The 26,363-nt window shown below is 72.6% G+C and carries 27 protein-coding genes; 18 read left to right on the top strand and 9 right to left on the bottom strand.

Features of this window, described 5'->3' with window-relative positions:
* Positions 1 to 26 precede the first annotated feature (26 nt).
* Entirely contained in the window at positions 27 to 1,241 is a 1,215-nt protein-coding gene (locus FHU36_RS24125; protein WP_312891779.1) for an RtcB family protein, read from the bottom strand.
* Between the two features lie 197 nt (positions 1,242 to 1,438).
* On the opposite strand from FHU36_RS24125, the gene moaA reads away from it, so the two are divergent.
* The 3 genes from moaA (at position 1,439) to FHU36_RS43700 (ending at position 3,501) form a co-directional block, all read left to right on the top strand.
* Complete coding sequence (gene moaA, locus FHU36_RS24120) at positions 1,439 to 2,428, top strand: GTP 3',8-cyclase MoaA (RefSeq protein WP_312891778.1); 990 nt, start codon at positions 1,439 to 1,441, stop codon at positions 2,426 to 2,428.
* A gap of 168 nt (positions 2,429 to 2,596) precedes the next feature.
* Positions 2,597 to 3,247 (top strand): molybdenum cofactor guanylyltransferase, encoded by a 651-nt coding sequence (gene mobA / locus FHU36_RS24115; protein ID WP_246502552.1) that lies wholly within the window; start codon positions 2,597 to 2,599, stop codon positions 3,245 to 3,247.
* Positions 3,244 to 3,501 (top strand): DUF6457 domain-containing protein, encoded by a 258-nt coding sequence (locus tag FHU36_RS43700; RefSeq protein ID WP_221496548.1) that lies wholly within the window; start codon positions 3,244 to 3,246, stop codon positions 3,499 to 3,501. Before mobA ends, FHU36_RS43700 begins: the two co-directional genes overlap by 4 nt.
* A 314-nt stretch (positions 3,502 to 3,815) precedes the next feature.
* Here the strand turns inward: FHU36_RS43700 and FHU36_RS24110 are convergent, their stop codons facing one another.
* A complete protein-coding gene (locus FHU36_RS24110) occupies positions 3,816 to 4,130 on the bottom strand; it encodes a DUF3099 domain-containing protein (protein WP_185086162.1) in 315 nt (104 codons plus the stop codon).
* A 99-nt stretch (positions 4,131 to 4,229) separates the two neighbouring features.
* Between FHU36_RS24110 and FHU36_RS24105 the strand changes: the two genes are divergently transcribed.
* Both FHU36_RS24105 and FHU36_RS24100 read left to right on the top strand, forming a co-directional pair.
* Positions 4,230 to 4,442, top strand: a complete 213-nt coding sequence (locus FHU36_RS24105; RefSeq protein ID WP_185086161.1) for a dodecin — start codon at positions 4,230 to 4,232, stop codon at positions 4,440 to 4,442.
* Positions 4,443 to 4,522: 80 nt separating this feature from the next.
* Positions 4,523 to 5,572, top strand: coding sequence for a linear amide C-N hydrolase (locus FHU36_RS24100; RefSeq protein WP_185086160.1), 1,050 nt, complete (start codon positions 4,523 to 4,525; stop codon positions 5,570 to 5,572).
* Here FHU36_RS24100 and FHU36_RS24095 read toward each other — a convergent pair.
* Positions 5,556 to 6,911 (bottom strand): metallopeptidase TldD-related protein, encoded by a 1,356-nt coding sequence (locus FHU36_RS24095; protein WP_185087577.1) that lies wholly within the window; start codon positions 6,909 to 6,911, stop codon positions 5,556 to 5,558. The genes FHU36_RS24100 and FHU36_RS24095 overlap by 17 nt on opposite strands.
* Positions 6,912 to 6,943: 32 nt before the next feature.
* Positions 6,944 to 8,437: a TldD/PmbA family protein gene (locus tag FHU36_RS24090; RefSeq protein WP_185086159.1), complete on the bottom strand. Its 1,494-nt coding sequence runs from the start codon at positions 8,435 to 8,437 to the stop codon at positions 6,944 to 6,946.
* A 77-nt stretch (positions 8,438 to 8,514) separates the two neighbouring features.
* On the opposite strand from FHU36_RS24090, the gene fabG reads away from it, so the two are divergent.
* Positions 8,515 to 9,210, top strand: a complete 696-nt coding sequence (gene fabG / locus FHU36_RS24085) for a 3-oxoacyl-ACP reductase FabG (protein ID WP_185086158.1) — start codon at positions 8,515 to 8,517, stop codon at positions 9,208 to 9,210.
* 2 nt (positions 9,211 to 9,212) lie between these two features.
* Positions 9,213 to 9,977, top strand: a complete 765-nt coding sequence (gene fabI / locus FHU36_RS24080; protein WP_185086157.1) for an enoyl-ACP reductase FabI — start codon at positions 9,213 to 9,215, stop codon at positions 9,975 to 9,977.
* A gap of 260 nt (positions 9,978 to 10,237) precedes the next feature.
* On the opposite strand, the gene FHU36_RS24075 is transcribed toward fabI, so the two are convergent.
* Together FHU36_RS24075 and FHU36_RS24070 are read right to left on the bottom strand one after the other, a co-directional pair.
* Entirely contained in the window at positions 10,238 to 11,122 is an 885-nt protein-coding gene (locus tag FHU36_RS24075) for a hypothetical protein (protein ID WP_185086156.1), read from the bottom strand.
* Positions 11,123 to 11,304: 182 nt separating this feature from the next.
* Entirely contained in the window at positions 11,305 to 12,252 is a 948-nt protein-coding gene (locus FHU36_RS24070) for an aldo/keto reductase (protein ID WP_185086155.1), read from the bottom strand.
* 64 nt (positions 12,253 to 12,316) lie between these two features.
* Here FHU36_RS24070 and FHU36_RS24065 point away from each other — a divergent pair, with 64 nt between their 5' ends.
* The 7 genes from FHU36_RS24065 (at position 12,317) to FHU36_RS24035 (ending at position 17,771) form a co-directional block, all read left to right on the top strand.
* Complete coding sequence (locus tag FHU36_RS24065; RefSeq protein WP_185086154.1) at positions 12,317 to 13,003, top strand: Rv2135c family putative phosphatase; 687 nt, start codon at positions 12,317 to 12,319, stop codon at positions 13,001 to 13,003.
* Positions 13,004 to 13,012: 9 nt separating this feature from the next.
* Positions 13,013 to 13,561: an Rv2134c family protein gene (locus FHU36_RS24060; protein ID WP_185086153.1), complete on the top strand. Its 549-nt coding sequence runs from the start codon at positions 13,013 to 13,015 to the stop codon at positions 13,559 to 13,561.
* Positions 13,558 to 14,322 (top strand): Rv2133c family protein, encoded by a 765-nt coding sequence (locus FHU36_RS24055; protein ID WP_185086152.1) that lies wholly within the window; start codon positions 13,558 to 13,560, stop codon positions 14,320 to 14,322. The genes FHU36_RS24060 and FHU36_RS24055 overlap by 4 nt, the downstream gene beginning before the upstream one ends.
* A gap of 23 nt (positions 14,323 to 14,345) precedes the next feature.
* Positions 14,346 to 15,005 (top strand): NRDE family protein, encoded by a 660-nt coding sequence (locus FHU36_RS24050; protein WP_185086151.1) that lies wholly within the window; start codon positions 14,346 to 14,348, stop codon positions 15,003 to 15,005.
* A 10-nt stretch (positions 15,006 to 15,015) separates the two neighbouring features.
* Positions 15,016 to 16,299 (top strand): cysteine--1-D-myo-inosityl 2-amino-2-deoxy-alpha-D-glucopyranoside ligase, encoded by a 1,284-nt coding sequence (gene mshC / locus FHU36_RS24045; protein WP_185086150.1) that lies wholly within the window; start codon positions 15,016 to 15,018, stop codon positions 16,297 to 16,299.
* A gap of 452 nt (positions 16,300 to 16,751) precedes the next feature.
* Positions 16,752 to 17,345, top strand: a complete 594-nt coding sequence (locus FHU36_RS24040) for a D-glycero-alpha-D-manno-heptose-1,7-bisphosphate 7-phosphatase (protein ID WP_312891777.1) — start codon at positions 16,752 to 16,754, stop codon at positions 17,343 to 17,345.
* Positions 17,346 to 17,486: 141 nt separating this feature from the next.
* The gene (locus FHU36_RS24035; RefSeq protein ID WP_221496811.1) at positions 17,487 to 17,771 is read left to right on the top strand and encodes a WhiB family transcriptional regulator; all 285 of its coding nucleotides are present in this window, start codon (positions 17,487 to 17,489) and stop codon (positions 17,769 to 17,771) included.
* Here the strand turns inward: FHU36_RS24035 and FHU36_RS24030 are convergent.
* Entirely contained in the window at positions 17,707 to 18,192 is a 486-nt protein-coding gene (locus FHU36_RS24030; protein WP_185086149.1) for a peptide deformylase, read from the bottom strand. The two genes, FHU36_RS24035 and FHU36_RS24030, sit on opposite strands and share 65 nt — an antisense overlap.
* Before the next feature lie 248 nt (positions 18,193 to 18,440).
* Here FHU36_RS24030 and FHU36_RS24025 point away from each other — a divergent pair, with 248 nt between their 5' ends.
* On the top strand, positions 18,441 to 19,610 hold the full coding sequence (locus FHU36_RS24025) for a uroporphyrinogen-III synthase (protein ID WP_312891776.1): 1,170 nt from the start codon (positions 18,441 to 18,443) through the stop codon (positions 19,608 to 19,610).
* Positions 19,607 to 20,302: a sirohydrochlorin chelatase gene (locus FHU36_RS24020; protein WP_312891775.1), complete on the top strand. Its 696-nt coding sequence runs from the start codon at positions 19,607 to 19,609 to the stop codon at positions 20,300 to 20,302. Before FHU36_RS24025 ends, FHU36_RS24020 begins: the two co-directional genes overlap by 4 nt.
* A 2-nt stretch (positions 20,303 to 20,304) precedes the next feature.
* Here FHU36_RS24020 and FHU36_RS24015 read toward each other — a convergent pair whose 3' ends face one another.
* On the bottom strand, positions 20,305 to 20,802 hold the full coding sequence (locus FHU36_RS24015; RefSeq protein WP_185086148.1) for a hypothetical protein: 498 nt from the start codon (positions 20,800 to 20,802) through the stop codon (positions 20,305 to 20,307).
* Positions 20,803 to 21,012: 210 nt separating this feature from the next.
* Complete coding sequence (locus FHU36_RS24010) at positions 21,013 to 21,867, bottom strand: PAC2 family protein (RefSeq protein ID WP_185086147.1); 855 nt, start codon at positions 21,865 to 21,867, stop codon at positions 21,013 to 21,015.
* Positions 21,868 to 22,195: 328 nt separating this feature from the next.
* Between FHU36_RS24010 and metH the strand changes: the two genes are divergently transcribed.
* Both metH and FHU36_RS24000 read left to right on the top strand, forming a co-directional pair.
* Positions 22,196 to 25,660, top strand: coding sequence for a methionine synthase (gene metH, locus FHU36_RS24005; RefSeq protein ID WP_185086146.1), 3,465 nt, complete (start codon positions 22,196 to 22,198; stop codon positions 25,658 to 25,660).
* A gap of 54 nt (positions 25,661 to 25,714) precedes the next feature.
* Complete coding sequence (locus FHU36_RS24000; RefSeq protein WP_185086145.1) at positions 25,715 to 26,359, top strand: HAD family hydrolase; 645 nt, start codon at positions 25,715 to 25,717, stop codon at positions 26,357 to 26,359.
* Positions 26,360 to 26,363: the final 4 nt, after the last annotated feature.

Genomic DNA, 26,363 nt, shown 5'->3' with positions numbered 1-26,363 from the left:
CGCATACCCGAGCTGACCTGGCCGAATCAGCCCTTGTAGTTGAACACCTGGCTCAGCGTGTGCTGAACCTCGACCAGGTCACGCTGGTCGGCCATCACCTGGTCGATCGGCTTGTACGCCTCCGGGTGCTCGTCCACCAGAGCGTCGGCCCGGTCGGAGTTCCAGGTGCGGCCGCGCATCGCCTCGGTCAGCGAGCGCGCCGACAGCTCCCGCTTGGCCCGCCCGCGCGACATCCGCCGCCCCGCCCCGTGGGAGCAGGAGTTGTACGACGCCGGGTTGCCGGCCCCGCGCACGATGTAGGACCGCGTCCCCATCGACCCCGGGATCACGCCCTCGTCACCGGAGGCGGCCTTGATGGCTCCCTTCCGGGTGATCCACAGGTCCTTGCCGCCGTGCGTCTCCCGCTCGGAGTAGTTGTGGTGGCAGTTGATGGTGCGCACCCGCGAGCCCGTGCCGACCACCCGGAACAGGGCGTCGACCAGCACCCTGTCCATCCGCGCCCGCGAGGCCATGGCGTAGCGCTGCGCCCACAGCATGTCCTCGATGTAGGCCGTGAACTCGGGCGTGCTCTGCGTGAAGTAGGCCAGGTCGGGGTCCTCCAGGCCGATCGCCAGGCGGCGCATCAGCGCGCGGGCGCCGGCGATGTGCTTGGTCGCGAGCTGGTTGCCGATGCCGCGCGAGCCCGAGTGGAGCACCGTCCACACCCGCTCCCGCTCGTCGAGGCACACCTCGACGAAGTGGTTGCCCGAGCCGAGCGTGCCGAACTGCGCCGCCACCTTCGTCTCCTGCTTGGGCGTCAGGCTGGTGTACGGCAGGCCGAGGTCGGCGAGCGTGCGGTCCACGGCCGGGTCGTCATGGCCCTTGCCGACCCCGGCCGGGATGCGCCGCTCCACGATCGGCATGAGCCGGGCGAGATCGTCGGGCAGGTCGGCGGCCGTCAGGGTCGTCTCGGTGGCGACCATGCCGCAGCCGATGTCCACGCCCACGGCGGCCGGGATGATCGCTCCCTCGGTGGGGATCACGGAGCCGACCGTGGCGCCGATCCCGACGTGCGCGTCGGGCATGAGCGCGACGTGTCCGGCCACGAACGGCAGCCGGGCGGTGCGCGCGGCCTGCAGGATCGCGCCTTCGTCGATCTCGCTGGCCCACGACATCAGGTTGGGTGCGGGCTGGTTCGGCATGACGGGGATCTCCTTTTCGTCCGCGGCCCAGTGTGCCGCGATCATGGTGTCGAGCCCCACCCATTTATCCTCCTCCTCCCGGGAGGGACTCGGGCGCCGAGCTCCTCCCGATGCATGATCGAAGAAGTGTCCATCCCGGCGCGTACGGGGAATCACGCCCGCGAGGGCGCCGTTGTGGTTAGGGATGGGCGGAGTTCGGGCGAGCCGGAGAGGGCCGTAGGCTTGCTGTCTCGGCGATCGGACAGGAGGTGACGCCCGTGTTGCGAGACTCGTTCGGACGGGTGGCGACAGACCTGCGGGTGTCACTCACGGACAAGTGCAACCTGCGGTGCACCTACTGCATGCCGCCCGAGGGGCTCGACTGGCTGCCCAACGCCAAGCTGCTGACCGGCGAGGAGATCGTCCGGCTGGTCACCATCGGCGTCGAGCGGCTCGGCGTCACCGAGGTCCGCTACACCGGCGGCGAGCCGCTGCTGCGCCGCGAGCTGCCCGAGATCGTCGCCCGCACCGCCGAGCTGAGCCCCCGGCCGCAGATCTCGCTGACCACCAACGGCATCGGCCTGGCCAGGCTCGCCGCGCCGCTGGCGCAGGCGGGGCTCGACCGGGTCAACGTCTCCCTCGACACGCTCGACCGTGACACCTTCAAGCGGCTGGCGCACCGCGACCGGCACGCCGACGTGATCGCCGGCCTGACGGCCGCGCACGAGGTGGGCCTGCGCCCCGTCAAGGTCAACACGGTGCTGATGCGCGGCGTCAACGACCACGAGGCCGTCCCCCTGCTGCGGTTCTGCCTGGAGCAGGGCTACGAGCTGCGCTTCATCGAGCAGATGCCGCTTGACGCCCAGCACGGCTGGAGCCGCGAGGGCATGGTGACCGCCGACGAGATCCTCGGCCTGCTGTCCGGCTCGTTCGACCTCACCCCCGACGACCTGGAGGAGCGGGGCAGCGCCCCGGCCGAGCGGTTCCTGGTGGACGGCGGGCCCGCGCGGGTGGGCGTCATCGGCTCGGTGACCCGCCCCTTCTGCGGCGCCTGCGACCGCGTCCGGCTCACCGCCGACGGGCAGGTGCGCAACTGCCTGTTCGCCCGGGAGGAGTCCGACCTCAAGACGGCCATGCGGGCGGGCGCCTCGGACGACGAGCTGGCCGAGCGGTGGATCGCCGCCGTGGCCGGCAAGCGCGCGGGGCACGGCATCGACGACCCGTCGTTCCTGCAGCCCTCCCGCCCGATGTCGGCCATCGGCGGCTGACCGGCCGGCGCGCTTCGGGCGCACGGAGGCGCGCGCGCCCGGCCGGTGCTCGCGCGCCGGCTCCACCGGCGCATCTGTCACCGGCATGCCTCGCGCCGCCCGCGCCGGGCGCCACCTGATCCCGGGAGTGCCCGCCCGGTGCGGGCGGGTGGTGCGTACGGTGGGGGTATGGGTGCCGATGCGGGTGGCGGTTCGGGTGGGGGCATGAGCGGCGGTTACGACGCGGTGATCCTGGCGGGGGGAGAGGCGCGACGGCTGGGCGGGGTGGACAAGCCGGGCCTGACCGTGGGCGGCCGCACCCTGCTGCAGCGGGTCGTGGCGGCCGTGCCCGACGCCGGCCGGGTCGTGGTGGTCGGCCCTGCCCGCGAGCTGCCCGGTGTCGTGTTCACCCGCGAGGACCCGCCGGGCGGCGGCCCGGTGCCCGCGCTGCGGGCCGGGCTGCGCGAGGTCACGGCGGCGCGGGTGGCCCTGCTCGCCGGCGACCTGCCGTTCCTCGGCCCCTCCCACGTGACCGCGCTCCTGGACGCGGGCGGGCGGCCCGGCGGGGCCGTCGCCGTCGACGGCGACGGGCGCGAGCAGTGGCTCCTCGGCGTGTGGGACACGCGCGTGCTCCGCGACGAACTGCACCGGTACGCGGGCCGGTCGCTGCGCGGCCTGCTCGCCCCGCTCGTCGCGGCCCGGGTGCCGCTGCCCGAGCGAGCCTGGTTCGACTGCGACACAATGGACGACCTGACCCACGCCCGCGTCAACGACACAACGACAGGAGGAGGCGCGCCCCCGGGCCGCGAGCATCCCGGACGCGCGCCGGCACCCCGATGAACGTGCTGAACGAGTGGACCGCCCTGGCCTGCAAGGAGCTGGGCATCGACCCGGCCCGCGTCGACCGTGACCTGATCCTCGACCTCACCAAGGACGTGGCGCACGGCGTCGCCCGGCCCGCCGCGCCGCTGACCGCCTACCTGCTCGGCCTCGCCGAGGGCGCCGGCACCGCGCCGCAGGACGCCGTGGAGCGGCTGAAGACCCTGGCTGCCAACTGGGGAGAGGCGACCGCCCAGACTCTGACCGGCGACTGACACTCGACTCAACTCACCATGTCAAGCCCCCGTCCGATCCTGAAAGCTTCCTGTGAATTTCCCGTGCCACGACGGGTAAACGATTTCGGGAAAGCGGCCCTATCGGACGGGGTGACTGTAGTGGAACGATCGTCCACGAGAAGGATCAACCCCGGAAAAGGGCGACGCCGGGTGGTTACGGGGGCAAACCACCCGGCGTCGCTTCATCGGCGTTCCGACGGGGGCCCGGAACGCCGGCACCAGCACTCCGACGGGGGACCGGAGTGCTTGGCTAAAGCGTACACCTACAACCCATGGGATGCGTCAAGACTTAGTCACGACCCGATCTCGCGTCGGTGCAGTGGTATCTCGGTTTGGTTAGCTTCGGGGGTCTGAAAGGTCGGAGGAGGGGCGTCGGTTCCCCTCTCATTGGCCCCGATTACGGCTATGTATGGCAAAAAGACCGCGCCGGCGATGAACAGCAGCCGGTACGGCCACGGCAACGGCACCACCACCGCCAGGATCAGGCAGATCGTCCGGATCCCCATCTTGACGAGGTAGCGGATCTCGCGGCTGTGGATGTCCGCGCTCAGCGACGGTCTGGCATCGGTGACCTGGTGGACGTCCTGCTTCTCGCGTCCCCACTTCATGCTTCCCACGGTAGACCTCGGACATGCCGGGTGCGACGGCCCCCCGGACGGGCGGGACCGGTCATGCGATCATGGCCTTCGAGTAAGGAGGGTGCGGAGATGACGGATCGAACGTACCGGGTCACCGAGATCGTCGGTACCTCGGCTGAGAGCGTTGACGAGGCCATCCGCAACGGCATCAGACGTGCCTCGCAGACCCTGCGTCACCTCGACTGGTTCGAGGTGACGGAGGTCCGCGGGCACATCGAGGCGGGGGAGGTGGCCCACTTCCAGGTGGGCATGAAGGTGGGGTTCCGGCTAGAGGACGCCTGACCGGCCGTCGCCCGGGTCCGGCACGAGGACTTTCCCGTACAGGGGCTGACAAGCCGGGCCCGGGACGAGACACTGCGGGCATGCGTGGCCCCACCGCGGCGCTGCTGGCGGCGTTGCTCCTGACCGTGCCGACCGCTGTCGCGTGCGCGCCCACCGGCCGCACCTCGGCCCCCGAGACCACGTACGCCCCGGGCACCGCGCCACGGCAGGGCGAGGGAGGGGCGTTGCTGCGCCAGACGCCCGACGAGCGGGCCCGCACGGTCGCCGGCCTGCGCCAGGTGGACGACCTGCCGCTGTACGAGATGACCTACCACGGCGGCTACGACATCGAGGCGCCGCTCACCGACGCCGAACTGGGCCGCGGCGAGGACGGCTGGGCCTGCTCCCTGTTCCACCGGGGCGCGGAGTTCGGCCGTAACTTCGACTGGGACCCCAACCCGGCCATGGTGGTGCGCGCCGACCCGCCCGACGGCCACGCCTCCCTGTCCCTCGTGGACGTGTCGTACCTGCTCGACGGGAAGGACCCGGCCGACCTGAAGGACCCCGCCGACCGCAGACGGCTGGGCCACGCCGTGCTGGCGCCGTTCGACGGCATGAACGAGAAGGGCCTGGCCGTCGGCCTGGCCCAGACGCCCGACGCCGAACTCCCCGCGCGGACGCCCGGCCGCGCCCTGGTGAGCAGCGTGCGCGTCATGCGCCTCGTCCTCGACCGCGCCGCCACCGTGGACGAGGCCGTCGCGCTGATGCGCCGCTACGACGTCGACTTCACCGGCGGCCCCCAGGTGCACTACCTGCTGGCCGACCGCTCGGGCCGCTCGGTGGTCGTCGAGTACGGGCAGGGCCGGATGCACGTGATCGACGACCGCGTCCTGACCAACATCACGATGGCGGGCGCCGACCGCCGCGCCCGGCTGGCCGACACCCGCTACCGCACGCTCGCCGAGGGCATCGGCACCCGCACCGACGCCCTCGACCTGCTGCGCCAGGTCGCCCAGCCGCACACCCGCTGGTCGGTCGTGTACGACCTGAAGGCCGGCACCGCCCGGGTCGTCACCGGGCAGCGGTGGAGCCGGGTGCACACCTTCACGATCGAACCGGGCGGATCCGCCCCGGTCAGCTCGCCTGGCTGACCGTCGACATGTTGAAGTCCGGCACCCGCAGCGCCGGCATGACCGTCCGCGTCCAGTAGTCGTTCCACTCGCGCGGCAGCGTCTGCGCGCTGGAGCCCACCTCGGTGATCCGGCCGAGCAGGTCGACGGGGCTCTCGTTGAAGCGGAAGTTGTTGACCTCGCCCACGACCTCGCCGTGCTCCACCAGGTAGACGCCGTCACGGGTCAGCCCGGTCAGCAGCAGCGTCTGCGGATCGACCTCGCGGATGTACCACAGGCAGGTCAGCAGCAGCCCCCGCTCGGTGGAGGCGATCATGTCCTCCAGCGACCGTCCGCCCTCCGGACCCCTCATGATCAGGTTGTCGATGGCCGGGGTCACCGGCAGCCCGCTCAGATCCGCCGAGTGGCGGGTCTGCAGCAGCGCCTCCAGCGTGCCGTCCTGCACCCAGTCGGTGGGGGACAGGGACAGGCCGTTGTCGAACACCGACGACTCGCGGCTGGAGGCGTGCGCCATGACGAACGGCGCGCACTCGATGCCCGGCGCGGACGGGTCGCCGGACAGCGTGACCGGCAGGGCGGCCAGTCGCTCGCCCACCCGGGTGCCGCCGCCCTGCTTGGCGAACACCGAACGGCCGTCGAGGGCGTCCCTGGCGCCCGCCGACCACAGCATGTAGAGCATGAGGTCGGCCACCGAACTGGGCGGCAGCAGCGTCTCGTAGCGGCCGGCCGGCAGGTCGATCCGGTTCTTGGCCCACTCCAGCCGCCGCGCCAGCGACGAGTCGAGCCCCGTCACGTCCACGTCGGCGAAGTCGCGGGTCGCCACGCCCGTCCACGCCGAGCGCTTGAGGTCGGCGGACTTGGCGTTGAGCTCCAGCCGGCCGGTCGGCTGGTCGTGGCGCAGCCGCAGCCCGGCGGACGTGCCGAGGAACGTCGTGGTCCTGGAGTGCTCGGCGAAGCCGTACAGCTTCCTGCCGCCCGCCTCGGCGGCGGCGAACGCCTCGCCCAGCGCGGGCGCGAACCCCTCGAACACGCCGATGTCGGTGGGCGTGACCGGCTCGTCCCAGTGGGCGCTGGCGGGCACCCCCTCCACGAGCGGGCGGGCGTCCTCGGCCGGCGTCGCCTCGCGCGCCGCCCGGTCGGCCGCGGCCACCACGTCGGCGAGCTGGTCGGGTCGTACGGCGGCACGCGACACCACGCCCACGCGGTCACCCGCGATCGCGATCACGGTGAGCCGGGCGGAACGGGCGACGCCGTTGGTGGTCAGAGTGTTGCCCGCGAAACGCAGGTTGGCGGTGGAACCCTCGTCGGCGAGCACGATGCAGCCGTCGCTCGCGGACAGCTCCAGAGCCCGCTCCACCATCTCCTGCGGAGACGGCGAACCGTCGGTGATGCTCACTTTCCACCCTCCTGCACGGTGTTGAGGATCCGGACGCCCCTGAACAGGGCGGACGGGCAGCCGTGGCTGACCGGAGCCACCTGGCCGGGCTGACCCTTGCCGCAGTTGAAGGCGCCGCCCAGCATGTGGGTCTGCGGGCCGCCGACGGCCTCCATGGACTGCCAGAAGTCCGTCGTGGTCGCCTGGTAGGCGAAGTCGCGCACCTGCCCGGCCAGCCTGCCGCCCGAGATGCGGTAGGCGCGCTGCCCGGTGAACTGGAAGTTGTAGCGCTGCATGTCGATCGACCAGCTCTTGTCGCCCACGATGTACAGGCCGCGCTCGACGCCGGAGATCAGCTCCTCGGTGGACGGGCCGCCGGGAGCCGGGGCCAGCGAGACGTTGGCCATCCGCTGGATCGGCATGTGGCCGGGCGAGTCGGCGAAGGCGCACCCGTTGGACCGGCCGAGCCCCTTCATCAGCGCCATCCGCCGGTCGAGCTGGTAGCCGACCAGCATCCCGTCACGGACGATGTCGAACGACTGCCCCTGCACGCCCTCGTCGTCGTAGCCGACCGTGGCCAGGCCGTGCTCGACGGTGCGGTCACCGGTCACGTTCATCAGCGGCGAGCCGTAGACCAGCTCGCCGAGCTGGTCGAACGTGGCGAAGCTGGTGCCGGCGTAGGCCGCCTCGTAGCCGAGCGCCCGGTCCAGCTCGGTGGCGTGGCCGATCGACTCGTGGATGGTCAGCCACAGGTTGGACGGATGGATCACCAGGTCGTGCTCGCCCGCCTCGACCGACGGCGCGGCCAGCTTCTCCGCCAGCAGCCCCGGCAGCTCCGCCAGCTCGGCCGCCCAGTCCCAGCCGGTGCCCGTCAGGTACTCGTAGCCGCGGCCGACCGCCGGCGCGATCGTCGACATGTCGTCGAAGCGCCCGTCGACCGCCTTCATGGCGTTGAGCCGGGGATAGATCCGCACCCGCTGCTGGGTGGTGACCGTGCCGGCCGTGTCGGCGTAGAACTTCTGCTCCTTGACCTGGTGCAGCCGGGCCGAGACGTGGTCGGCGCCCTTCAGCAGCCCCGCCGACCAGTCGGCCAGCAGCGCCACCTTGTCGGCCGAGGGGACCGTGAACGGGTCGACCTCGTAGGACGACACCCACGTCACCTCGCCGTGCACCGGCTCGGGGGCCAGCTCGATCGGCTCGCGGTTGATCGGGGCGCTCACCTCCGCCACCCGCACCGCCTGCTCGGCCACCGCGGCGGCGGCCTGCGGCGTCAGCACGATGCCGGAGGCGAACCCCCACGTGCCCCCCTTGACCACGCGCACCGCGTAGCCCAGGTCGTCGGCGTCCATCGCCCCCTCGAGCCGGGCGTCGTAGAGGCTCAGGGTCTCGGACCTGATGCGTTCGAGGCGGAAGTCGGCGTGCTCGGCACCCAGGTCGCGGGCGCGTTGCAGAGCCGCGTCGGCCAGCTGCCGCGACGGCAGCTCCAGGAAGTCGGGATCGATCTGGCGCATGTCCACGATCCTAACCCTGTGATCTTGTGCCACCCGGACAATCGCATACCGGCCGGTAGGAGATAGCGTCTGATCCCATGGCACGCTCTGTACTCGTCACCGGAGGCAATCGCGGCATCGGCCTCGCGATCGCCCGCGAACTCGCCGCGGCCGGCGACGCCGTCGCCGTCACCTACCGATCGGGAGAGCCCCCGGAGGGGCTGTTCGGGGTGCGCTGCGACGTCACCAGCACCGCCGACGTCGAGGCCGCCTTCGACAAGGTCGAGGCCGAGCAGGGCCCCGTCGAGGTGCTGGTCGCCAACGCCGGCATCACCAAGGACACCCTCCTCGCCATGATGAAGGAGGAGACCTTCACCGAGGTCCTCGACGCCAACCTGACCGGCGCCTACCGCGTCGCCAAGCGCGCCATCCGGCCCATGATGAAGCTCAAGCGCGGCCGGATCATCCTCGTCTCCTCGGTCGTGGCCCTGTCGGGCTCGGCCGGCCAGACCAACTACGCCGCCTCCAAGGCCGGCCTGATCGGCTTCGGCCGCTCCATGGCCCGCGAGTACGGCTCGCGCGGCATCACGGTCAACGTCGTCGCGCCCGGATTCGTCGAGACCGACATGACGGCCGGGCTCGACTCCGAGGCCATCGTCAAGAACATCCCCCTCGGCAGGCAGGCCAAGCCGGCCGAGGTCGCGCGCGTCGTCCGCTTCCTGGCCGGCGACGACGCCTCCTACATCACCGGGGCCGTGATCCCCGTCGACGGCGGACTCGGAATGGGGCACTGACCATGGGCATCCTCGAAGGCAAGCGCATCCTCGTCACCGGCGTGCTGACCGACGCCTCGATCGCGTTCTCGGTCGCCAAGCTCGCCCAGGAGGAGGGCGCCACCGTGGTGCTCACCGGCTTCGGCCGGCTGAGCCTCGTCGAGCGCATCGCCAAGCGGCTCCCGCAGCAGGCTCCCGTCCTGGAGCTCGACGTCCAGAACACCGAGCACCTCGACACCCTCGCCGACCGCGTCGGCGAGCACGTCGACGGCCTCGACGGCGTCGTCCACTCGATCGGCTTCGCCCCGCAGAGCGCGCTCGGCGGCAACTTCCTCAACACCACGTGGGAGGACGTCTCGACCGCCCTGCACGTGTCCACCTACTCGTTCAAGTCGCTGGCCGTGGCCTGCCTGCCGCTGATGAAGGAGGGCGGCGCCGTCGTCGGCCTCGACTTCGACGCCTCCAAGGCCTGGCCGGTCTACGACTGGATGGGCGTGGCCAAGGCGGGCCTGGAGTCGGCCTCCCGCTACCTCGCCCGCGACCTCGGCAAGCAGGGCATCCGGGTCAACCTCGTCGCCGCGGGCCCGCTGCGCACCATGGCCGCCAAGTCCATCCCGGGCTTCAGGGAGTTCGAGGACAGCTGGCCGGACAAGGCGCCGCTCGGCTGGGACCTGTCCGACACGGTCCCGGCGGCCAAGGCGTGCGTCGCCCTGATGTCCGACTGGTTCCCCGCCACGACGGGCGAGATCGTCCACGTCGACGGCGGCGTCCACGCCATCGGAGCCTGACCGCCCCGCCGCACGTGACAAGCCTCCTCACGTGCGGCCCCCCTCCTTCACCGCACGACGCGCACAGGTCCTCTCCTCACGGCTCGGCACCACCGCGCGGCGCCCACCCACGGCCCGCTCGCCGACGGTGGCCAGGTCCCGCCGACCACGTGCCCTGGCGGTCGCATGAGGACGGCGGATGCGTCGCGTCCGGGCCCCGGGAGGCGCACGCCCGTACGGGGCCGGAGACCGCCTCCACCGACGGGGGAGCCGCCCCGGGGTCAGGCCAGGCGGTGGCGGCCGGTGTTGGCCGGGGCAGGTTCGAAGGGGATGGACTCCGGCTGCTCGACCCGCTGGCGGCGCTGCTGCACGATGCGGGTGGCGGCGATGGCCGAGATCAGCAGCGCGATCGTCAGTGACGTGCCCAGCACGTCGGAGGCCGGCGGGCTGGGCCGTACGACGTCTCGGTCGCCCATCGGCAGCGTCAGGTCCTTGACCAGCGGGTTGGGCCACAGCAGGTCGATGCGCGCGTCGTCGGGGTCGGCCGTCGGCTCGTCGGTCACCGGCTCGTCGACGGGGTCGGAATGGAGCTGGTGCGGCTCGCTGTCGGGAGGCCACGGCGTCGAGGTGGGCGGCGTCACGGTCGCCTCCTCCCGCGCGCGCCGCTCGATCGCGCTGTCGTCGTCAGTGGAGTCGGTGCCGGAGTCCGAGCCGGGTGACCGGGAGGAGCGCGGGGCGGGGCTGGTGACGTCGGGGGCGGGGGTCGAGGGGTCGCCGATCGCGCGCCGGTCGGCGGTGCAGGCCAGCACCGGCAGGCACACCTCGTCGAGTGGTTCGGGCAGCAGGGCGGTCTGGGACGGGGTGGGGTCGGACCCGGCGTCGTCGCCGGGCTTGCGGGTGGGGGCCACCTCGCCGACCTTGCCGAGCACCTTGTCCGTCGTCTCGTTGAGGCCGCCGGTGACCGGCTTGAGCGTGTCGCCGGTGAGCGTGTCGACCGTGCCGGTGACCTTGTCGACCGTGTCGCACACCGCGTCGGTCACGCCGCCGAGCAGGCCGCCGCCACCGGGACAGTCGTCCGCCAGGGCCGCCGATATCGGCAGGGCGAGCGGTATCGCCACCAGCGCCACCGCCAGGACCCCAGCCGAGATCGCGGTCCTGCTCCCCATCGGTCCCCTCCCGCATCGCCTTCAAAAGAAATCTTTACGGACATCGGGCGTGCAAGGCAGGTGTTTCTCGTCAAACACACGATCTGGTATGGACTAGTGACACGCGAGGCCGACTCCCGTTCGCTCGCGCAGCTCCCGGGGGAGCGCGCGGGCGGCGCGCGGGGCGCCCGCGGCGGCGGCCGTCAGTCGGGGGAGGAGACGTCGTCGAGGGCCTCGCGGATCTCGCGCGGCAGCACGACCTCCTCGGCCGCCAGCGCTCCGGAGAGCTGGGTGCGGGTGCGGGCGCCGACGATGGCCGCCGCCACCCCCGGCTGGTCGCGCACCCAGGACAGGGCCACCGCCAGCGGTGAGACGCCGAGCCCGTCGGCGGCCGTCATCACGGACTCGACGACCCGGCGGCTGCGCTCGTCGAGATAGGGCCGGACGAAGTCGGCGAAGTGCGGGGTCGCGGCCCGCGAGTCGGATGGGACGCCGGTGCGGTACTTGCCGGTCAGCACCCCCCGGCCGAGCGGCGACCAGGCCAGCACGCCCGCGCCCACGTGCTCGGCGGCGGGCAGCAGCTCCCGCTCGGGCTCGCGGGCCAGCAGGGAGTATTCGGCCTGGGCCGAGGTGATGGGGACGCGGCCGGGCACGGCGCGCTGGGTGACCGCCGCCGCGGCGAGCTGCCAGCCGGTGTAGTCGCACACGCCCGCGTAGACCGCGCGGCCGGAGGAGACGATCGCGTCGAGCGCGGCCAGCGTCTCCTCCAGCGGCACCTCCTCGTCGTAGGTGTGCAGCTGCCACAGGTCGACGTAGTCGACGCCGAGCCTGGCGAGCGAGGCGTCCACGGCGGCGATCAGGTGGCGGCGGGAGGCGTCGCGCGGCCGGCGGCCCATCGGGGTCACCACGGCCTTGGTGGAGATCACCACCTCCGAGCGCGGCACCGAGTCGCGCAGCATCCGGCCGAGGAGCCGCTCGGCGTCGCCGCCCGTGTAGACGTCGGCGGTGTCGACGAGCGTGCCCCCAGCGTCCACGAACGTGCGGAGCTGTGCCGACGCCTCCTCGGCGTCGGTGTCGCGCCCCCAGGTCATCGTGCCGAGCCCCAGGCGGGAGACCGACAGGCCGCTACGGCCGACATAGCGTTGCTGCATGGTCCCGCCAGGTTACCGTCCGGGCCGGTGAAACGCCGTGATCCGCGCCTGCGACACTGGGCCCGTGACGACGCTGCTTCTCGCCCGCCACGGGCTCACGGCCCTCACCGGGCCGGTCCTGGCCGGCCGCACGCCCGGAGTCCACCTGAGCGACGCGGGCCGCTCCCAGGCCGCCGCGCTCGCCGGGCGCCTCGCCGGCATCCGGCTCGACGCGATCGTCTCCAGCCCGCTGGAGCGGTGTGTGGAGACGGCCGGCGCGGTCGCGGCCGGAGGCGGGAGGGACGTGCTGGTCGACGAGCGGTTCGTCGAGTGCGGGTACGGGGGGTGGACCGGGCGGCCGCTGAAGGAGCTCGCCGAGGACCCCCTGTGGCAGGTCGTGCAGGCCCATCCCAGTGCGGCGACATTTCCGGAAGGGGAGTCGCTGGCCGATATGCAGCACCGGGCCGTGGCCGCGGTCCGCGACTGGAATCGTCGCCTCGGGGAGAAGGCTGTCTACCTGGTGTGCAGCCACGGCGACGTGATCAAGGCGATCGTGGCGGACGCGCTGGGCCTGCATCTCGATCACTTTCAGCGGATAACTGCTGATCCGGGCGCTCTCACCATCATTCGCTATGCCCCCTTGCGCCCCTTTCTTCTCAGGCTTAACGATATGGGGGAATTGCGGCTCCCCGAGGATTCGGAGGAGAAAGACGGGGGAGAAAACATCACCGGGAGCGATGCCGCCGTCGGCGGCGGACCCGGGACCACGTAAGGTCAGGCTATGCCGGTCTTCGACTACGACCCACCAGAGAGGTTCGTGGCCGGTGCCCTGGGGCAACCGGGCGCCCGAGCCTTCTTTCTGCAGGCCAGAGCCGAGGGCAGACTGACCACGGTCGCGCTGGAGAAACTCCAGGTCGCCGCACTCGCGGGCAGGCTGGACGAGTTGCTCGACGAGGTGCTGCGCCGCAGCGGGGGCATCACCCAGGTGCCCGCTCTCGCACCCGCCGACCTGACCGACGACGACCCGCTCGACGTGCCGCTGGCCGAGGACTTCCGGGTCGGCACCATGGCACTGGCGTGGGACCCGGAGACGGCTCAGGTGGTGATCGAGGCGCAGGAGATCGTCGATGACGAGGATCTCGACGCGCCCGAGCCGGCCATGCTCCGGGTGCGCATCAGCGCGGGGGCCGCGCGGGCGTTCACCCAGCGGGCGCTGCGGCTCGTCGCGGCCGGCCGGCCGCCGTGTCCCCTGTGCGGGCAGCCGCTCGACGCCGAAGGGCACGTCTGCGTCCGACTCAACGGATACCGCGGGGGTGAGGCGGCTTCATGAGCGCGCCGGAGAGCGAGCCGGTGGTCAGGCCCTCACACGCGCCGGTCATGGACGACGACAGGGCGCTCCAACTGCTCCGCGACGGGCGCCTGGACGTGGCGGGCCGCCTGGTGGAGGCGACCAACATGACCCTCTACTGCTCGGTCACGCTCGGCGGGCGCACCGCCGCCTGTGTCTACAAGCCCGTACGCGGGGAGCGCCCGCTGTGGGACTTCCCCGACGGCACCCTCGCCGCCCGTGAGGTGGCGGCGTTCGAGGTGTCCCAGGCGACCGGCTGGCGCATCGTCCCGCCGACGGTCTACCGCGACGGCCCGTTCGGGCCCGGCATGTGCCAGCTGTGGATCGACACCGAACGCGAGATCGACCTCATGCGCCTGGTGCGCAGCCGCAACCCCGTGGTGCGCCGGATGGCCGTCTTCGACGCCATCGTCAACAACGCCGACCGCAAGGGCGGCCACCTGCTGCCGCTGCCCACCGGCCACGTCTACGGGGTCGACCACGGCGTCTGCTTCGCCACCGAGGACAAACTGCGCACCGTGCTCTGGCAGTGGCGCGGCAAGCCGCTCTCCCGCGAGGCGGTGGGGGTGCTCGCCAAGCTCGAACGCGACCTGGAGTCGGGGGCGCTGGGCCGCAGGCTGCGCGATCTGCTGACGTCGGCCGAGGTGGAGGCCACCTGGCACCGGGTGCGGCGGCTGCTCGACACCGGCGTGCACCCCTACCCGTCGGAGGACTGGCCGGCCATCCCCTGGCCGCCCATCTGATCCGGTTTACTACGCTTTGCCCCATGTGCACCGTGATCGTAAGAACGGGGTGGCCACTCACCCTCCTGGGCGTGCGCGACGAGTACACCGACCGGCCCTGGGAGGGGCCGGGCGAACACTGGCCCGAACACCCGGGCGTGCTCGGCGGGCGCGACCTCAAGGCCGGCGGCACCTGGCTCGCCGTCCACCCGGCGGCCCGCCGCGCCGCGGCGCTGCTGAACGGCCACGGCACCCCCGCCCCCGAGACCGTCAAGACCTCCCGCGGCGACCTGGCCCTGCGCGCCGCCGCCACCGGTGCGCTGCCCGAGGCCGACCTGGCCCGCTACGACCCGTTCCACCTCGTGCTCGCCGAGCCCGGACGGGCTCGCCTGGCGAGCTGGGACGGCGCCCGGCTGACCACCGCTGACCTGCCCGACGGCACCAGCATGATCGTCAACACCGGCCTCGACCCGGCACACCCGCGCGTGGCCGCCCACCTGCCCCGCTTCGCCGCCTCCCCGTCCGCCGGCGGCTGGCACGGGCTGGTCACCGGCGAGCCGTCCAACGCCCCCGAGGCGCTTCTCGTCCGGCACGAGACGCCCGGCGGGCGCGTGTTCGCCTCGCTGTCGGTCATGCGGGTCACGCTGGACACCGACGGTGTGACGTACGACTTCACCGACCTGACAGCCGACCGGGACAGATAGGCTCAAAGCTATGAGATCGTGGTCCGCCCCGAACATCCCCGACCTGCCCGGCGCCGGCGTCCCGCTGCGGCTCCACGACACCGCCACCGGGCAGGTGCGCCAGACCGATCCTGGCCCCACCGCGAGGATGTACGTCTGCGGCATCACCCCGTACGACGCCACCCACCTCGGCCACGCCAACACCTACCTCGCCTTCGACCTGGCGGGCCGCGTCTGGCGCGACAACGGTCACGACGTGCACTACACGCAGAACACCACCGACGTCGACGATCCCCTGCTCGAACGCGCCGAGCAGACCGGCGTCGCCTGGCAGGACCTCGCCGAGCGGGAGATCGAGCTGTTCCGCACGGACATGGAGGCGCTGCGCATCGTGCCGCCCCGCGACTACGTCGGCGTCACCGAGGTGATCGGCCGGGTCGCCGAGCTGATCGAGTCGCTGCGGGCCAAGGGCGTCACCTACGAGCTCGACGGCGACGTCTACTTCAGCTCGGCCGACGCGCCCAAGTTCGGCCAGGTGTCCGGCTACGACGAGCGGCTGATGCTGAAGCTGTTTGCCGAGCGCGGCGGCGACCCCGACCGGCCGGGCAAGCGCCACCCGCTCGACTGGAGGCTGTGGCAGGCCGAACGGCCGGGCGAGCCGTCGTGGGAATCACCGCTGGGCCGGGGCCGGCCCGGCTGGCACATCGAGTGCACCGCCATCGCGCTCGACCACCTGGGCGCCGGGTTCGACGTGGCGGGCGGCGGCTCCGACCTGATCTTCCCGCACCACGAGTGCGGCGCCTCCGAGGGGCACGCCGCCACCGGCGAGTGGCCGTTCGCCAAGTCGTACACGCACGCCGGCATGGTGGCCCTCGACGGCGAGAAGATGTCGAAGTCCCGCGGCAACCTCGTGTTCGTCTCCAAGCTGCGCACGGCCCACGACCCGATGGCGGTGCGGCTCGTGCTGCTGGCCCACCACTACCGCGCCGACTGGGAGTACACCCCCGGCCAGCTCGCCGCGGCCGAGCGGAGGCTGGACCGCTGGCGCGCTGCGGTCGCGCTGCCCGCCGGCCCGCCGGCGGGCGATCTGCTGGCGCGGGTGCGCGAGCTCCTCGCCGACGACCTCGACGCGCCGGGCGCGCTGGCCGCGATCGACGCCTGGACGCACCGGGCGCTCGGTGACGGCACGGACACCACCGGCACGGGCGCTGCCGAGAGCACGGGCTCCGCCGGCGGCGAGGGCGCGGGCACGGACGCGGCGGCGCCCCGGCTGGTCCGCGACCTGGTCGACGCCCTGCTCGGGGTGGCCCTCTAACCGCCGGGCGGGGTTCACGCGCCCAGCCGTCCCAGCCGCTGGAGGTGCGACAGCTCGGCTCGGCCACCCGCCAGGTGATCCTCGCGCAGGCACCAGGCGGCCGCCTGCTCGGGGAGCTCCCGGACGGCGAAGGCCGGCGGCCGCCTGCCGTGCTCGCGGCGGCTGAACCGTTCCCCCTGCCGCGGCGGCGACGTGGCCGTCTGCCACCGGAGCGGCGGCGGGGCCGTGGAAGATCACGTCGATGCCGAGAAATCTCGTCCGGTCCCTCCCCCGCAGATAGGAGAAGCGCTACCGAAAGGAGCGGCTCTCAAACCTGCCGCAAGCTTTCTACGTGCGCAAACACGCTTCTTGGCCGACAATCGCTCACGCTGAGTAGTTGTTTGCGGGGTGGTCGGCCGGGTAGCTGGCGGGCGGCTCGACGGAGCCGCGCAAGGCCCTCGCGGAGGTGGAAGGTGTACGAACGACGACGTCCCGGTGCCGTGCTGTTCGACCGTGACGGGACCCTCATCAGGGACGTTCCGTACAACGGTGATCCGGACCGGGTCGAGCTCATGCCGGGAGCCGCCGAGGCGCTGGCGCGGCTGCGCCGGGCCGACGTGCCGGTGGCCGTCGTCACCAACCAGTCGGGCGTGGCCAAGGGGCTGATCTCGCCCGACGAGATGGACCAGGTCAACGCCCGCGTGGAGGAGCTGCTCGGGCCGTTCGACGCGTGGGCGATCTGCGTCCACGACGACGCCGACGGCTGCACCTGCCGCAAACCCGCGCCCGGCCTGGTGATCAGGGCGGCCGCGGTGCTCGACGTCAGCCCGCGCGACTGCGTCGTGGTGGGCGACATCGGCCGCGACATGGACGCCGCCCGGGCCGCCGGGGCGCGCGGCATCCTGGTGCCGACCGAGGTGACCCGCCCGGAGGAGGTCGAGCAGGCGCCCGAGGTGGCCGCGGACCTGACCGACGTGGCCGACCGCGTGCTGAGCGACCTCGAGGCCGCCACGCCCGTGGGCGCGGGCGCCCGCTGGTCGCGGGCGATGGGCTGGAGCCGCTGGTGAGGATCTCTTGACTGGCCGCCGGTCGCCCGACCGGTTCCTCGCCGACTGGGACTGACTACTTTCGGAAGTTTCCGCAGGTCGCTAGGGTATGTCCGTATTACCGAGGTATGCCTCGCAACGACGCGGGTAGGGCAGGTGAGCATGATGATGCTCGACTGGTCGCGCAGGGCGGCCTGCCAGACCATGGACCCGGAGCTGTTCTTCCCCATCACGCTCGAAGGACCGGGGCGTGAGCAGGTGGAGCGAGCCAAGGAGGTCTGCCGGGGCTGTCCGGTGCGGCAGCCCTGTCTCGACTACGCCATCGACACCCGTCAGATGAACGGCGTCTGGGGCGGCACCGACCCCTCGCAGCGCCGCTCGCTCACCCCGATGGTGCCGCTGCGGCCAGAAACCGTGCCCGTTCCTCCTCTTCCAGGTGATCGCTGAACAGCACCCCGTCGAGATGGTCGCACTCGTGCTGCAGCACCCTGGCCAGCACGCCCAGCGCCCGCACCGTGACGGGCTTGCCGAACATGTCGCGGCCGCGCGCCGTCGCCATGTAGGAGCGCTCCAACGGCCACCACACGCCCGGTGCCGACAGGCACGCCTCGTCGGCGGTCACCCGCCGCTCCGACAGCTCCAGGCGTGGATTGACCAGGTGGCCCGCCTTGCCCTCGTAGGAGTAGACGACCACCCGCAGCGGCACCCCGAGCTGCGGCGCCGCCAGGCCCGCGCGTCCCGCGCCCGCCCGCAGCGTCGACGTCAGGGACTTGACCAGGCCGCGCAGCTCGCGGTCGAAGTCCCGGACGGGCTCCGCCACGGCGCGCAGCGCCGGATCGCCGAACATCCGAATCGGCCGGACCGTCACCGCACCTCCCCGATAGGCCGCCTCGATCATCTCGCACCCTTCCCGCCCCCTGTGACGGCCAACCGCGGAGATCGAGGGTTGTAGCACAGCGGTAACAGAGGGGACCCAGGGGCGAAACGGCCTGAAAGCAGTATCAAGCACGTGATCTCACTTCCGGTTCGCGTGCCTGTGATGTCTGGCCAGGTGCTCGGGGCCCGGCCAGGCCCACCCGCCCCGCCGGTCGTCCCGACCCTTCAGGAGGTGTCCGCGTGAGCGAACTCCCCGCCGAAGAGCCGCCCCGGCCCCACGAGACGGCGCCCAACGCCCTGTCCGGCTTCACCGTCGGCGTCACCGCGACCCGCCGCCGCGAGGAGTTCGGCGCGCTGCTCGAACGGCGCGGCGCCCGGGTCGTCAGCGCGCCCGCGATCCGGCTCGTGCCGCTCGCCGAGGACGCCGACCTGCTGGCCGCCACCCGGCTCAGCCTGGCCCAGCCGCTGGACGACGTGGTCGTCACCACCGGCGTCGGCTTCCGCGGCTGGATGGCCGCCGCCGAGGGCTGGGGCCTGTCCGCCGACCTGGTCGCCCGCCTGTCCACCGCCCGGCTGCTCACCCGTGGCCCCAAGGCCAGAGGGGCGGTGCGCGCCGCCGGGCTCGACGACCACTGGACGCCCGACAGCGACTCCTGCCGCGAGGTCAAGGAGTATCTGCTCCGCCAGAACCTGCGCGGCCGCCGCATCGCCGTCCAGCTCCACGGCGAGCCGCTGACCGAGTTCGTGGCCGCCCTGAGCGGGGCGGGCGCCGAGGTCATCGAGATCCCCGTCTACCGGTGGCTGCCGTACCGCGACCCGTCGCCGCTGCGGCGCCTGATCACCCAGACCATCTCCGGCGCCATCGACGCCGTGGCCTTCACCAGCGCCCCCGCCGTGCACGCCATGATCGCCGCCGCCCGCGCCGAAGGGATGGAGGAGCCGCTGCTGGCCGCGTTCGGCGGGCGGGTCGTGGCCGCCTGCGTCGGCCCCGTCACCGCCGACCCGCTCGTCTCGCGCGGCATCCCGACGTTGCAACCCGACCGCGCCCGGCTCGGCTCCCTCGCCCGCGCTCTAGCCAGGCACCTGCCCGAGCACGGCGTCACCCGGCTCGTCGCGGGCGGCCACCGGCTGGAGATCCGCGGCCACGCCGTCGTGGTCGGCGGCGAGCTGCGGCCGCTGCCGCCCGCGCCGATGGCGGTGCTCAAGCGGCTGGCCGACAAGCCCGGCCACGTCGTCTCCCGCACCGAGCTGCGCACGGTCCTGCCGGGCAGCCTCGCCAGGGAGTCCGCCGAGCACGCCGTCGAGATGGCGATCACCCGCCTGCGCCGCGCCCTCGGGCCGTCCGGCATCGTGGAGACCGTCGTCAAACGCGGCTACCGGCTCGCCTGCGCCCACGAGGCGGGCCTGTGACGCCGACCCTCGTGCTCGCCGCGCACGGCACCCGCAGCGCCGCGGGGGAGCGAACGCTCGCCGAGCTGGCCGCCGCCGTCCGCCGGCGGCGGCCCGGCCACCGCGTCGAGCAGGCCTACCTGGAGATCAGCCGGCCCCTGCTCGCCGACGTGCTGCGGGCGGTCGACGGCCCCGTCGTCGTGGCGCCCCTGCTGCTGGCCGGCGGCTACCACGTGCACATCGACCTGCCCGCCGTCATCGCCGCGCACCGGCCGGACGCGCTCGTCGCCGCGCCGCTCGGCCCGCACCGGCTGCTCACCTCCGCGCTCGCCCGCAAGCTGGCCCGCGCCGGGCTGCGCTCCACCGACGCCGTCATCCTCGGCGCCGCCGGCTCTTCCGACCCGGCCGCGCTCGCCGACGTCCGCGCCCAGGCGCGCCGGCTCGCGCTGCGGCTGGCCCGGCCGGTGACCGCCGCCTTCGCCTCGGCCGGCACGCCCACACTGGACGAGGCGCTGGACTGCCTCCGGTCCGGCCCGGCCGCGCGGGTGGCGATCGCCTCGTACGTGCTGGCGCCCGGCTTCTTCCACGGCCGCCTCACCGGCGCGGGCGCCGACCTGGTCAGCGAGCCGCTGGGCGCGGACCCCGACGTGGCGGCCCTGGTGTGGAGCCGCTTCGACGAGGTCGCGCTGCTGTCGCCGGCCGCCACCGCCTGAGCTCACGCGGGGGGCTCCAGGCGGAGCTCGCGGACGATCTCCTCGGCGCTGGCGTCCAGCGACGGACCGGCGTCGGCGCCCACGAACATCTCGAGGTAGGCCCGGTGGAAGCACCCCGCGAGCAGCAGCCGGGCACTCGCCTCCGGGTCGACGCGGGCGCCGACCCGGCCGAGGCGCCGCTCCCCGTCCAGGTAGGCCGCGAGCGGCACCACCTCGGCCGTCGGCCCGAGCCCCGCCTCGCGCAGCGCCTCGCGGAAGCGCACGGTCACGTTCGGCGAGGTGAACGCCGGCAGCGCCGCCGACTGCACCTCCAGGTGGTAGTCGATGCCCGCCCGGGCGATCGGGACCAGGTTGTCGCTCACGCGTCCCTGACCCACGCGCTCGGACAGGTCGTGCAGGACGCTGAGCCAGAAGGGAAGGCGATACTGCAGCAGCGCGAGGAAGTGGTCGATCGAACCGCCGGGACGTCCGTCCCTGAGCGTGAGCGCCATCTCCAGCACGCGTCGTCTCGTGTCCTGACTTCGCTGGTGCGGGTCTACATGGGAAGTCACCATGGCGGGCCTAACGTGCGCAGTCACTTGGGGGGTCAGCGTGGCGTCGCGGCGTTCAGGGATGTCTCTCCCCTTGAATCGGACCGTTTACTGTCAGCGTTTCACGGCCCCGATTATGGCCCGGAACACCCGAAAAGTGACGCGCTGTGCACCTGTGAGTTAGCTGTCAGTGTCGGTGTCGCGATGCCGCAGGTAGCGCTCGAACTCGGCGGCGATCGCGTCGCCGCTCGCCTCCGGCAGCTCGGCCGCGTCCTTGCGATCCTCCAGCTCCTTGACGTACTCGGCTACCTCGCTGTCCTGCGAGGCCAGTTCGTCCACGCCGCGCTCCCACGCCCGGGCCTCCTCGTCGAGGTCGCCCAGCGGCATCGGGATCTCCAGCAGGTCCTCCAGGCGGCGCAGCAGCGCCAGCGTCGCCTTCGGGTTGGGCGGCTGCGCCACGTAGTGCGGCACCGACGCCCACAGCGACACCGCGTCCAGGCCCGCCTCGCCGAAGGCGTGCTGCAGCACCCCGACGATGCCGGTCGGCCCCTCGTAGCGGCTCAGCTCCAGGTTGGTCGAGCGGGCCAGCGCCTCGTCGGTGGCCCCGCCCAGGATCGGCACCGGCCGGGTGTGGGGCGAGTCGTTGAGCAGCGCGCCCAGCATCACGGCCAGCTCCACGTCCAGTTCGCGGCAGACCTCGACGATGTCGGCGCAGAACGAACGCCAGCGCATGTTGGGCTCGATGCCGCGCAGCAGCACCACGTCACGCTCGACGCCCGGCGGGCGGGCGCGCAGCAGCCGCGTGGTCGGCCACTCGATCGAGCGGGTCAGCCCGTCGCCCATCTGCACGACCGGGCGGGTCACCTGGAAGTCGTAGTAGTCGTCGGGGTCGAGCGCCACCAGCGGCTCGGCCTTCCAGGCGGTCTCGAGGTGGGCGATCACGCCGCTGGAAGCCTCGCCCGCGTCGTTCCACCCCTCGAACGCGGCAATGAGCACCGGGTCGACGAGCTCGGGGAGCCCTTCGAGCTCGATCACGTGGCGCCTCCTCTTTCCTCCATCGGGCCTAGCCTATGCGGTGAGGTGGTGCTCATGTCACCGTGTGCGGCGATCTAGCTCACCGCCCCACCCGCGCGGTGGGCGCCGGGGCGCCGCGGGGCGGTGTGACCAGGCAGGACGTTCCGGCGGCAGGCCCCGGCAGCCACCACGCGCACGCTTGACCGCGGCGGACGGCGCGCGGGACGGGGGAGCGGCGTCCCGAAGCCCGGACGGCCCGCCCGCCGGGCGTCGCGGGCGACCGGGCGGCGTGTCCAAGGGGCGGAACGCCTACGCCTCCGCCCCTGGCGCAGCCGATAAGCTGCTCTGCATGAGCAGCTCTCCGTCCTTCCGCGAGGTGTTGTCCCAGCGAGTCATGGTCGCCGACGGGGCCATGGGGACGATGTTGCAGGCTCAGGACCCCACCCTCGACGACTTCGAGGGCCACGAGGGCTGCAACGAGGTGCTCAACGTCACCAGGCCCGACATCGTCCAGGGCGTCCACGACGCCTACTTCGCCGTCGGCGTCGACTGCGTCGAGACCAACACTTTCGGCGCAAACCTCGCCGCCCTCGGCGAGTACGACATCTCCGAGCGCGTCTACGAATACTCCGAGGCCGGCGCCCGCATCGCCCGGCAGCGGGCCGACCACTGGTCCACCCCCGACCACCCGCGCTTCGTGCTCGGCTCCATCGGCCCCGGCACCAAGCTGCCCACCCTCGGCCACCTGCCGTACGCCAGCCTGCGCGACGCCTACCGCGACAACGCCGCCGGCCTCATCGCGGGCGGCGCCGACGCCCTCATCATCGAGACCTGCCAGGACCTGCTCCAGGTCAAGGCCGCCGTCATCGGCGCCCGGACGGCCGCCGAGGCGGCCGGCCGCGACGTGCCGATCATCGCCCAGGTGACGATCGAGACCAACGGCGCGATGCTCCTCGGCTCCGAGATCGGCGCCGCGCTGACGGCGATCGAGCCGCTCGGCGTCGACGTGATCGGCCTCAACTGCGCCACCGGCCCCGCCGAGATGAGCGAGCACCTGCGCTACCTCTCCCGCCACTCGCGGGCCCGCCTGTCGTGCATGCCCAATGCCGGCCTGCCGGTGCTCACCTCCGACGGCGCCTACTACCCGCTGAGCGCGCAGGAGCTGGCCGACGCCCACGACACCTTCACCCGTGAATTCGGCCTGTCCCTCGTCGGCGGCTGCTGCGGCACCACCCCCGAGCACCTGCGCCAGGTCGTCGAGCGGGTCCGCGGCAAGGAGCCCGCCGCCCGCCGGCCGCACCCGGAGCCGGGCGCCTCCTCCCTCTACCAGAGCGTCCCGTTCCGGCAGGACACCTCCTACCTCGCCATCGGCGAGCGCTGCAACACCAACGGCTCCAAGGTCTTCCGTGAGGCCATGCTGGAGGGCCGCTGGGACGACTGCGTCGAGATGGCGCGCGAGCAGGCGCGTGGCGGCGCCCACATGCTCGACCTGTGCGTCGACTACGTCGGCCGCGACGGCGTGTCCGACATGAAGGAGCTGGCGTTCCGCTTCGCCACCGCCTCGACGCTGCCGATCATGCTCGACTCCACCGAGCCCGAGGTGCTGCGGGCCGGGCTGGAGATGCTCGGCGGGCGCGCCGCCGTCAACTCCGTCAACTACGAGGACGGCGCCGGCCCCGACTCCCGCTTCCAGAAGATCATGCGGCTGGTCAAGGAGCACGGCGCGGCCGTGGTGGCGCTCACCATCGACGAGGAGGGCCAGGCCCGCACCGCCGAGTGGAAGGTCCGCGTCGCCGTACGCCTCATCGAGGACCTCGTCGACAACTGGGGCATGCGGGTCGAGGACATCATCGTCGACTGTCTCACCTTCCCCATCGCGACCGGCCAGGAGGAGACCCGGCGCGACGGCGTGGAGACCATCGAGGCCATCCGCGAGCTCAAGCGCCGCTACCCGGGCGTGCAGACCACGCTGGGCCTGTCCAACATCTCCTTCGGCCTCAACCCGGCCGCCCGGATGGTGCTCAACTCCGTCTTCCTCAACGAGTGCGTCAACGCCGGGCTCGACTCCGCGATCGTGCACGCCTCCAAGATCCTGCCCATGGCGCGCATCCCCGACGAGCAGCGCCAGGTCGCCCTCGACATGGTCTACGACCGCCGCCGCGAGGGCTACGACCCGCTGCAGCGGTTCATGGACCTGTTCGAGGGCGTCGACGCGGCCGCCATGCGCGCGGGCAAGGCCGAGGAGCTGGCCGCGCTGCCGCTGTGGGAGCGGCTCAAGCGGCGCATCATCGACGGCGAGCGCAAGGGGCTGGAGGCCGACCTCGAGGCAGGTCTGGCGCAGCGGCCCGCCCTGGAGATCATCAACGACGTGCTGCTCGACGGCATGAAGACGGTCGGCGAGCTGTTCGGCTCGGGCCAGATGCAGCTGCCGTTCGTGCTGCAGTCGGCCGAGGTCATGAAGGCCGCCGTCGCCCACCTCGAACCGCACATGGACCGCGTCGAGGGCGAGACCAAGGGCCGCATCGTGCTGGCCACGGTCAAGGGCGACGTGCACGACATCGGCAAGAACCTCGTCGACATCATCCTGTCCAACAACGGCTACGAGGTCGTCAACCTCGGCATCAAGCAGCCCGTCTCGGCCATCCTGGAGGCCGCCGACGACCAGCGGGCCGACGTCATCGGCATGTCCGGCCTGCTGGTCAAGTCGACGGTCGTGATGAAGGAGAACCTGGAGGAGATGAACTCCAGGGGCCTGGCCGACCGCTACCCGGTGCTGCTGGGCGGCGCCGCGCTCACCCGCGCCTACGTCGAGCAGGATCTCGCCGGGCTGTTCGCGGGCGAGGTCCGCTACGCCCGCGACGCCTTCGAGGGGCTGCGGCTGATGGACGCGTTCATGGCCGTCAAGCGCGGCGTCGCGGGCGCCACGCTGCCGCCGCTGCGCGAGCGCCGCGTCAAGACCGGCGCCGTGCTGGAGCGCACCCCCGTCGAGGAGCTGCCCGCCCGCTCCGACGTGGCCCTCGACAACCCCCTGCCCAAGGCGCCCTTCCACGGCGACCGCATCGTCAAGGGCATCTCGCTGGCCGACTACGCCGCCTTCCTCGACGAGCGGGCGCTGTTCCTCGGCCAGTGGGGGCTCAAGCCCACCCGCGGCGGCGACGGCCCCGGCTACGAGGAGCTCGTCGAGACCGAGGGCCGGCCGCGACTGCGGATGTGGCTGGAACGCATCCAGACCGAGGGGCTGCTGGAGGCCGCCGTCGTCTACGGCTACTTCCCGTGCGTCAGCGACGGCGACTCGCTGATCATCCTCGACGACGCGGGCGACGAGCGCACCCGCTTCACCTTCCCGCGCCAGCGCCGCGACCGGCACCTGTGCCTGTCCGACTTCTTCCGGCCGCGCGACTCGGGCGAGACCGACGTGGTCGCCTTCCAGGTGGCCACCATGGGCGGCAAGATCTCCGAGGCGACGGCCGAGCTGTTCGCCAAGGACGCCTACCGCGACTACCTCGAGCTCCACGGCCTGTCCGTGCAGCTCACCGAGGCGCTCGCCGAATACTGGCACGCCCGGGTCCGCTCGGAGTGGGGCATCGGCGGCGACGAGTCGCTCGACGACATGCTCAAGGTCAACATCCAGGGCTGCCGCTACTCGTTCGGCTACCCGGCCTGTCCCAACCTGGAGGACCAGGTGCAGCTGTTCCAGCTGCTCGACCCGGAGCGGATCGGGGTCACGCTGTCGGAGGAGTTCCAGCTCCACCCGGAGCAGGCCACCTCCGCGCTGGTGGCCCACCACCCCGAGGCCAAGTACTTCAACGTCTGACCGGCCCCGCCCGGTGGGCGGGCCCGGAAGAGCGCGCGAACGATCGGGGAGTGCATGGAAGCCGTCTTCTTCGACATGGACGGGCTGCTGGTCGACACCGAGAAGGTGTGGCTGGAGATCGAGACCGAGGTGATGGCCCGGCTCGGCGCCGAGTGGACACCCGCCCACCAGGCCCACCTGGTGGGCGGTTCCATGGAGCGGACGGTCGACTACATGCTCGCCGTGTCCGGCGCGTCCACCGCGCCGGAGACGGTGTGGGAGTGGATGGCGGGTGGCATGGTCGCCCGGCTGGCCGGCGGGGTCAGCGTCATGCCCGGCGCCGCCGAGCTGGTCGACGCCCTGCGCGCCGAGGGCGTCCCGGTCGCGCTCGTCACCTCGTCCCTGAAGGAGATCGCCGAGGCGGTGCTCGGGCACGTCGGCCACGACCGGTTCGACGCGGTCGTCACGGCCGACGACGTCGAGCGGACCAAGCCCGACCCCGAGCCCTACCTGACGGCCGCCGCCCTGCTGGGCGTCCGGCCGGTCCGGTGCGTGGTGCTGGAGGACTCGCCCAACGGCGTAGCCGCGGGCACGGCCGCCGGCTGCGCGGTGGTCGCCGTCCCCAGCGTGCTGCCCGTCGAGCCGGCGCCCGGCCGCCTGGTGGTCTCGTCGCTCGCCTCCGTCACCGTCGGGCACCTGCGCGACCTCATCACCTCCTGACGCC

The sequence above is a fragment of the Nonomuraea muscovyensis genome, assembly GCF_014207745.1.
Classification (GTDB): Bacteria; Actinomycetota; Actinomycetes; order Streptosporangiales; family Streptosporangiaceae; genus Nonomuraea; species Nonomuraea muscovyensis.
This window is presented reverse-complemented; position numbering and strand designations above follow the sequence as displayed.

Coding starts and splice junctions, on each gene's coding strand:
- fabG (WP_185086158.1), top strand. CDS start 8,515: ATGGCACGCTCTGTACTCGTCACCGGAGGCAATCGCGGCATCGGCCTC.
- mobA (WP_246502552.1), top strand. CDS start 2,597: ATGGGTGCCGATGCGGGTGGCGGTTCGGGTGGGGGCATGAGCGGCGGT.
- FHU36_RS24000 (WP_185086145.1), top strand. CDS start 25,715: ATGGAAGCCGTCTTCTTCGACATGGACGGGCTGCTGGTCGACACCGAG.
- metH (WP_185086146.1), top strand. CDS start 22,196: ATGAGCAGCTCTCCGTCCTTCCGCGAGGTGTTGTCCCAGCGAGTCATG.
- FHU36_RS24105 (WP_185086161.1), top strand. CDS start 4,230: ATGACGGATCGAACGTACCGGGTCACCGAGATCGTCGGTACCTCGGCT.
- mshC (WP_185086150.1), top strand. CDS start 15,016: ATGAGATCGTGGTCCGCCCCGAACATCCCCGACCTGCCCGGCGCCGGC.
- FHU36_RS24055 (WP_185086152.1), top strand. CDS start 13,558: ATGAGCGCGCCGGAGAGCGAGCCGGTGGTCAGGCCCTCACACGCGCCG.
- fabI (WP_185086157.1), top strand. CDS start 9,213: ATGGGCATCCTCGAAGGCAAGCGCATCCTCGTCACCGGCGTGCTGACC.
- FHU36_RS24035 (WP_221496811.1), top strand. CDS start 17,487: ATGATGATGCTCGACTGGTCGCGCAGGGCGGCCTGCCAGACCATGGAC.
- FHU36_RS24095 (WP_185087577.1), bottom strand. CDS start 6,911: ATGGTGGAGCGGGCTCTGGAGCTGTCCGCGAGCGACGGCTGCATCGTG.
- FHU36_RS24070 (WP_185086155.1), bottom strand. CDS start 12,252: ATGCAGCAACGCTATGTCGGCCGTAGCGGCCTGTCGGTCTCCCGCCTG.
- FHU36_RS24075 (WP_185086156.1), bottom strand. CDS start 11,122: ATGGGGAGCAGGACCGCGATCTCGGCTGGGGTCCTGGCGGTGGCGCTG.
- FHU36_RS24100 (WP_185086160.1), top strand. CDS start 4,523: ATGCGTGGCCCCACCGCGGCGCTGCTGGCGGCGTTGCTCCTGACCGTG.
- FHU36_RS43700 (WP_221496548.1), top strand. CDS start 3,244: ATGAACGTGCTGAACGAGTGGACCGCCCTGGCCTGCAAGGAGCTGGGC.
- FHU36_RS24060 (WP_185086153.1), top strand. CDS start 13,013: ATGCCGGTCTTCGACTACGACCCACCAGAGAGGTTCGTGGCCGGTGCC.
- FHU36_RS24050 (WP_185086151.1), top strand. CDS start 14,346: ATGTGCACCGTGATCGTAAGAACGGGGTGGCCACTCACCCTCCTGGGC.
- FHU36_RS24110 (WP_185086162.1), bottom strand. CDS start 4,130: ATGAAGTGGGGACGCGAGAAGCAGGACGTCCACCAGGTCACCGATGCC.
- FHU36_RS24090 (WP_185086159.1), bottom strand. CDS start 8,437: ATGCGCCAGATCGATCCCGACTTCCTGGAGCTGCCGTCGCGGCAGCTG.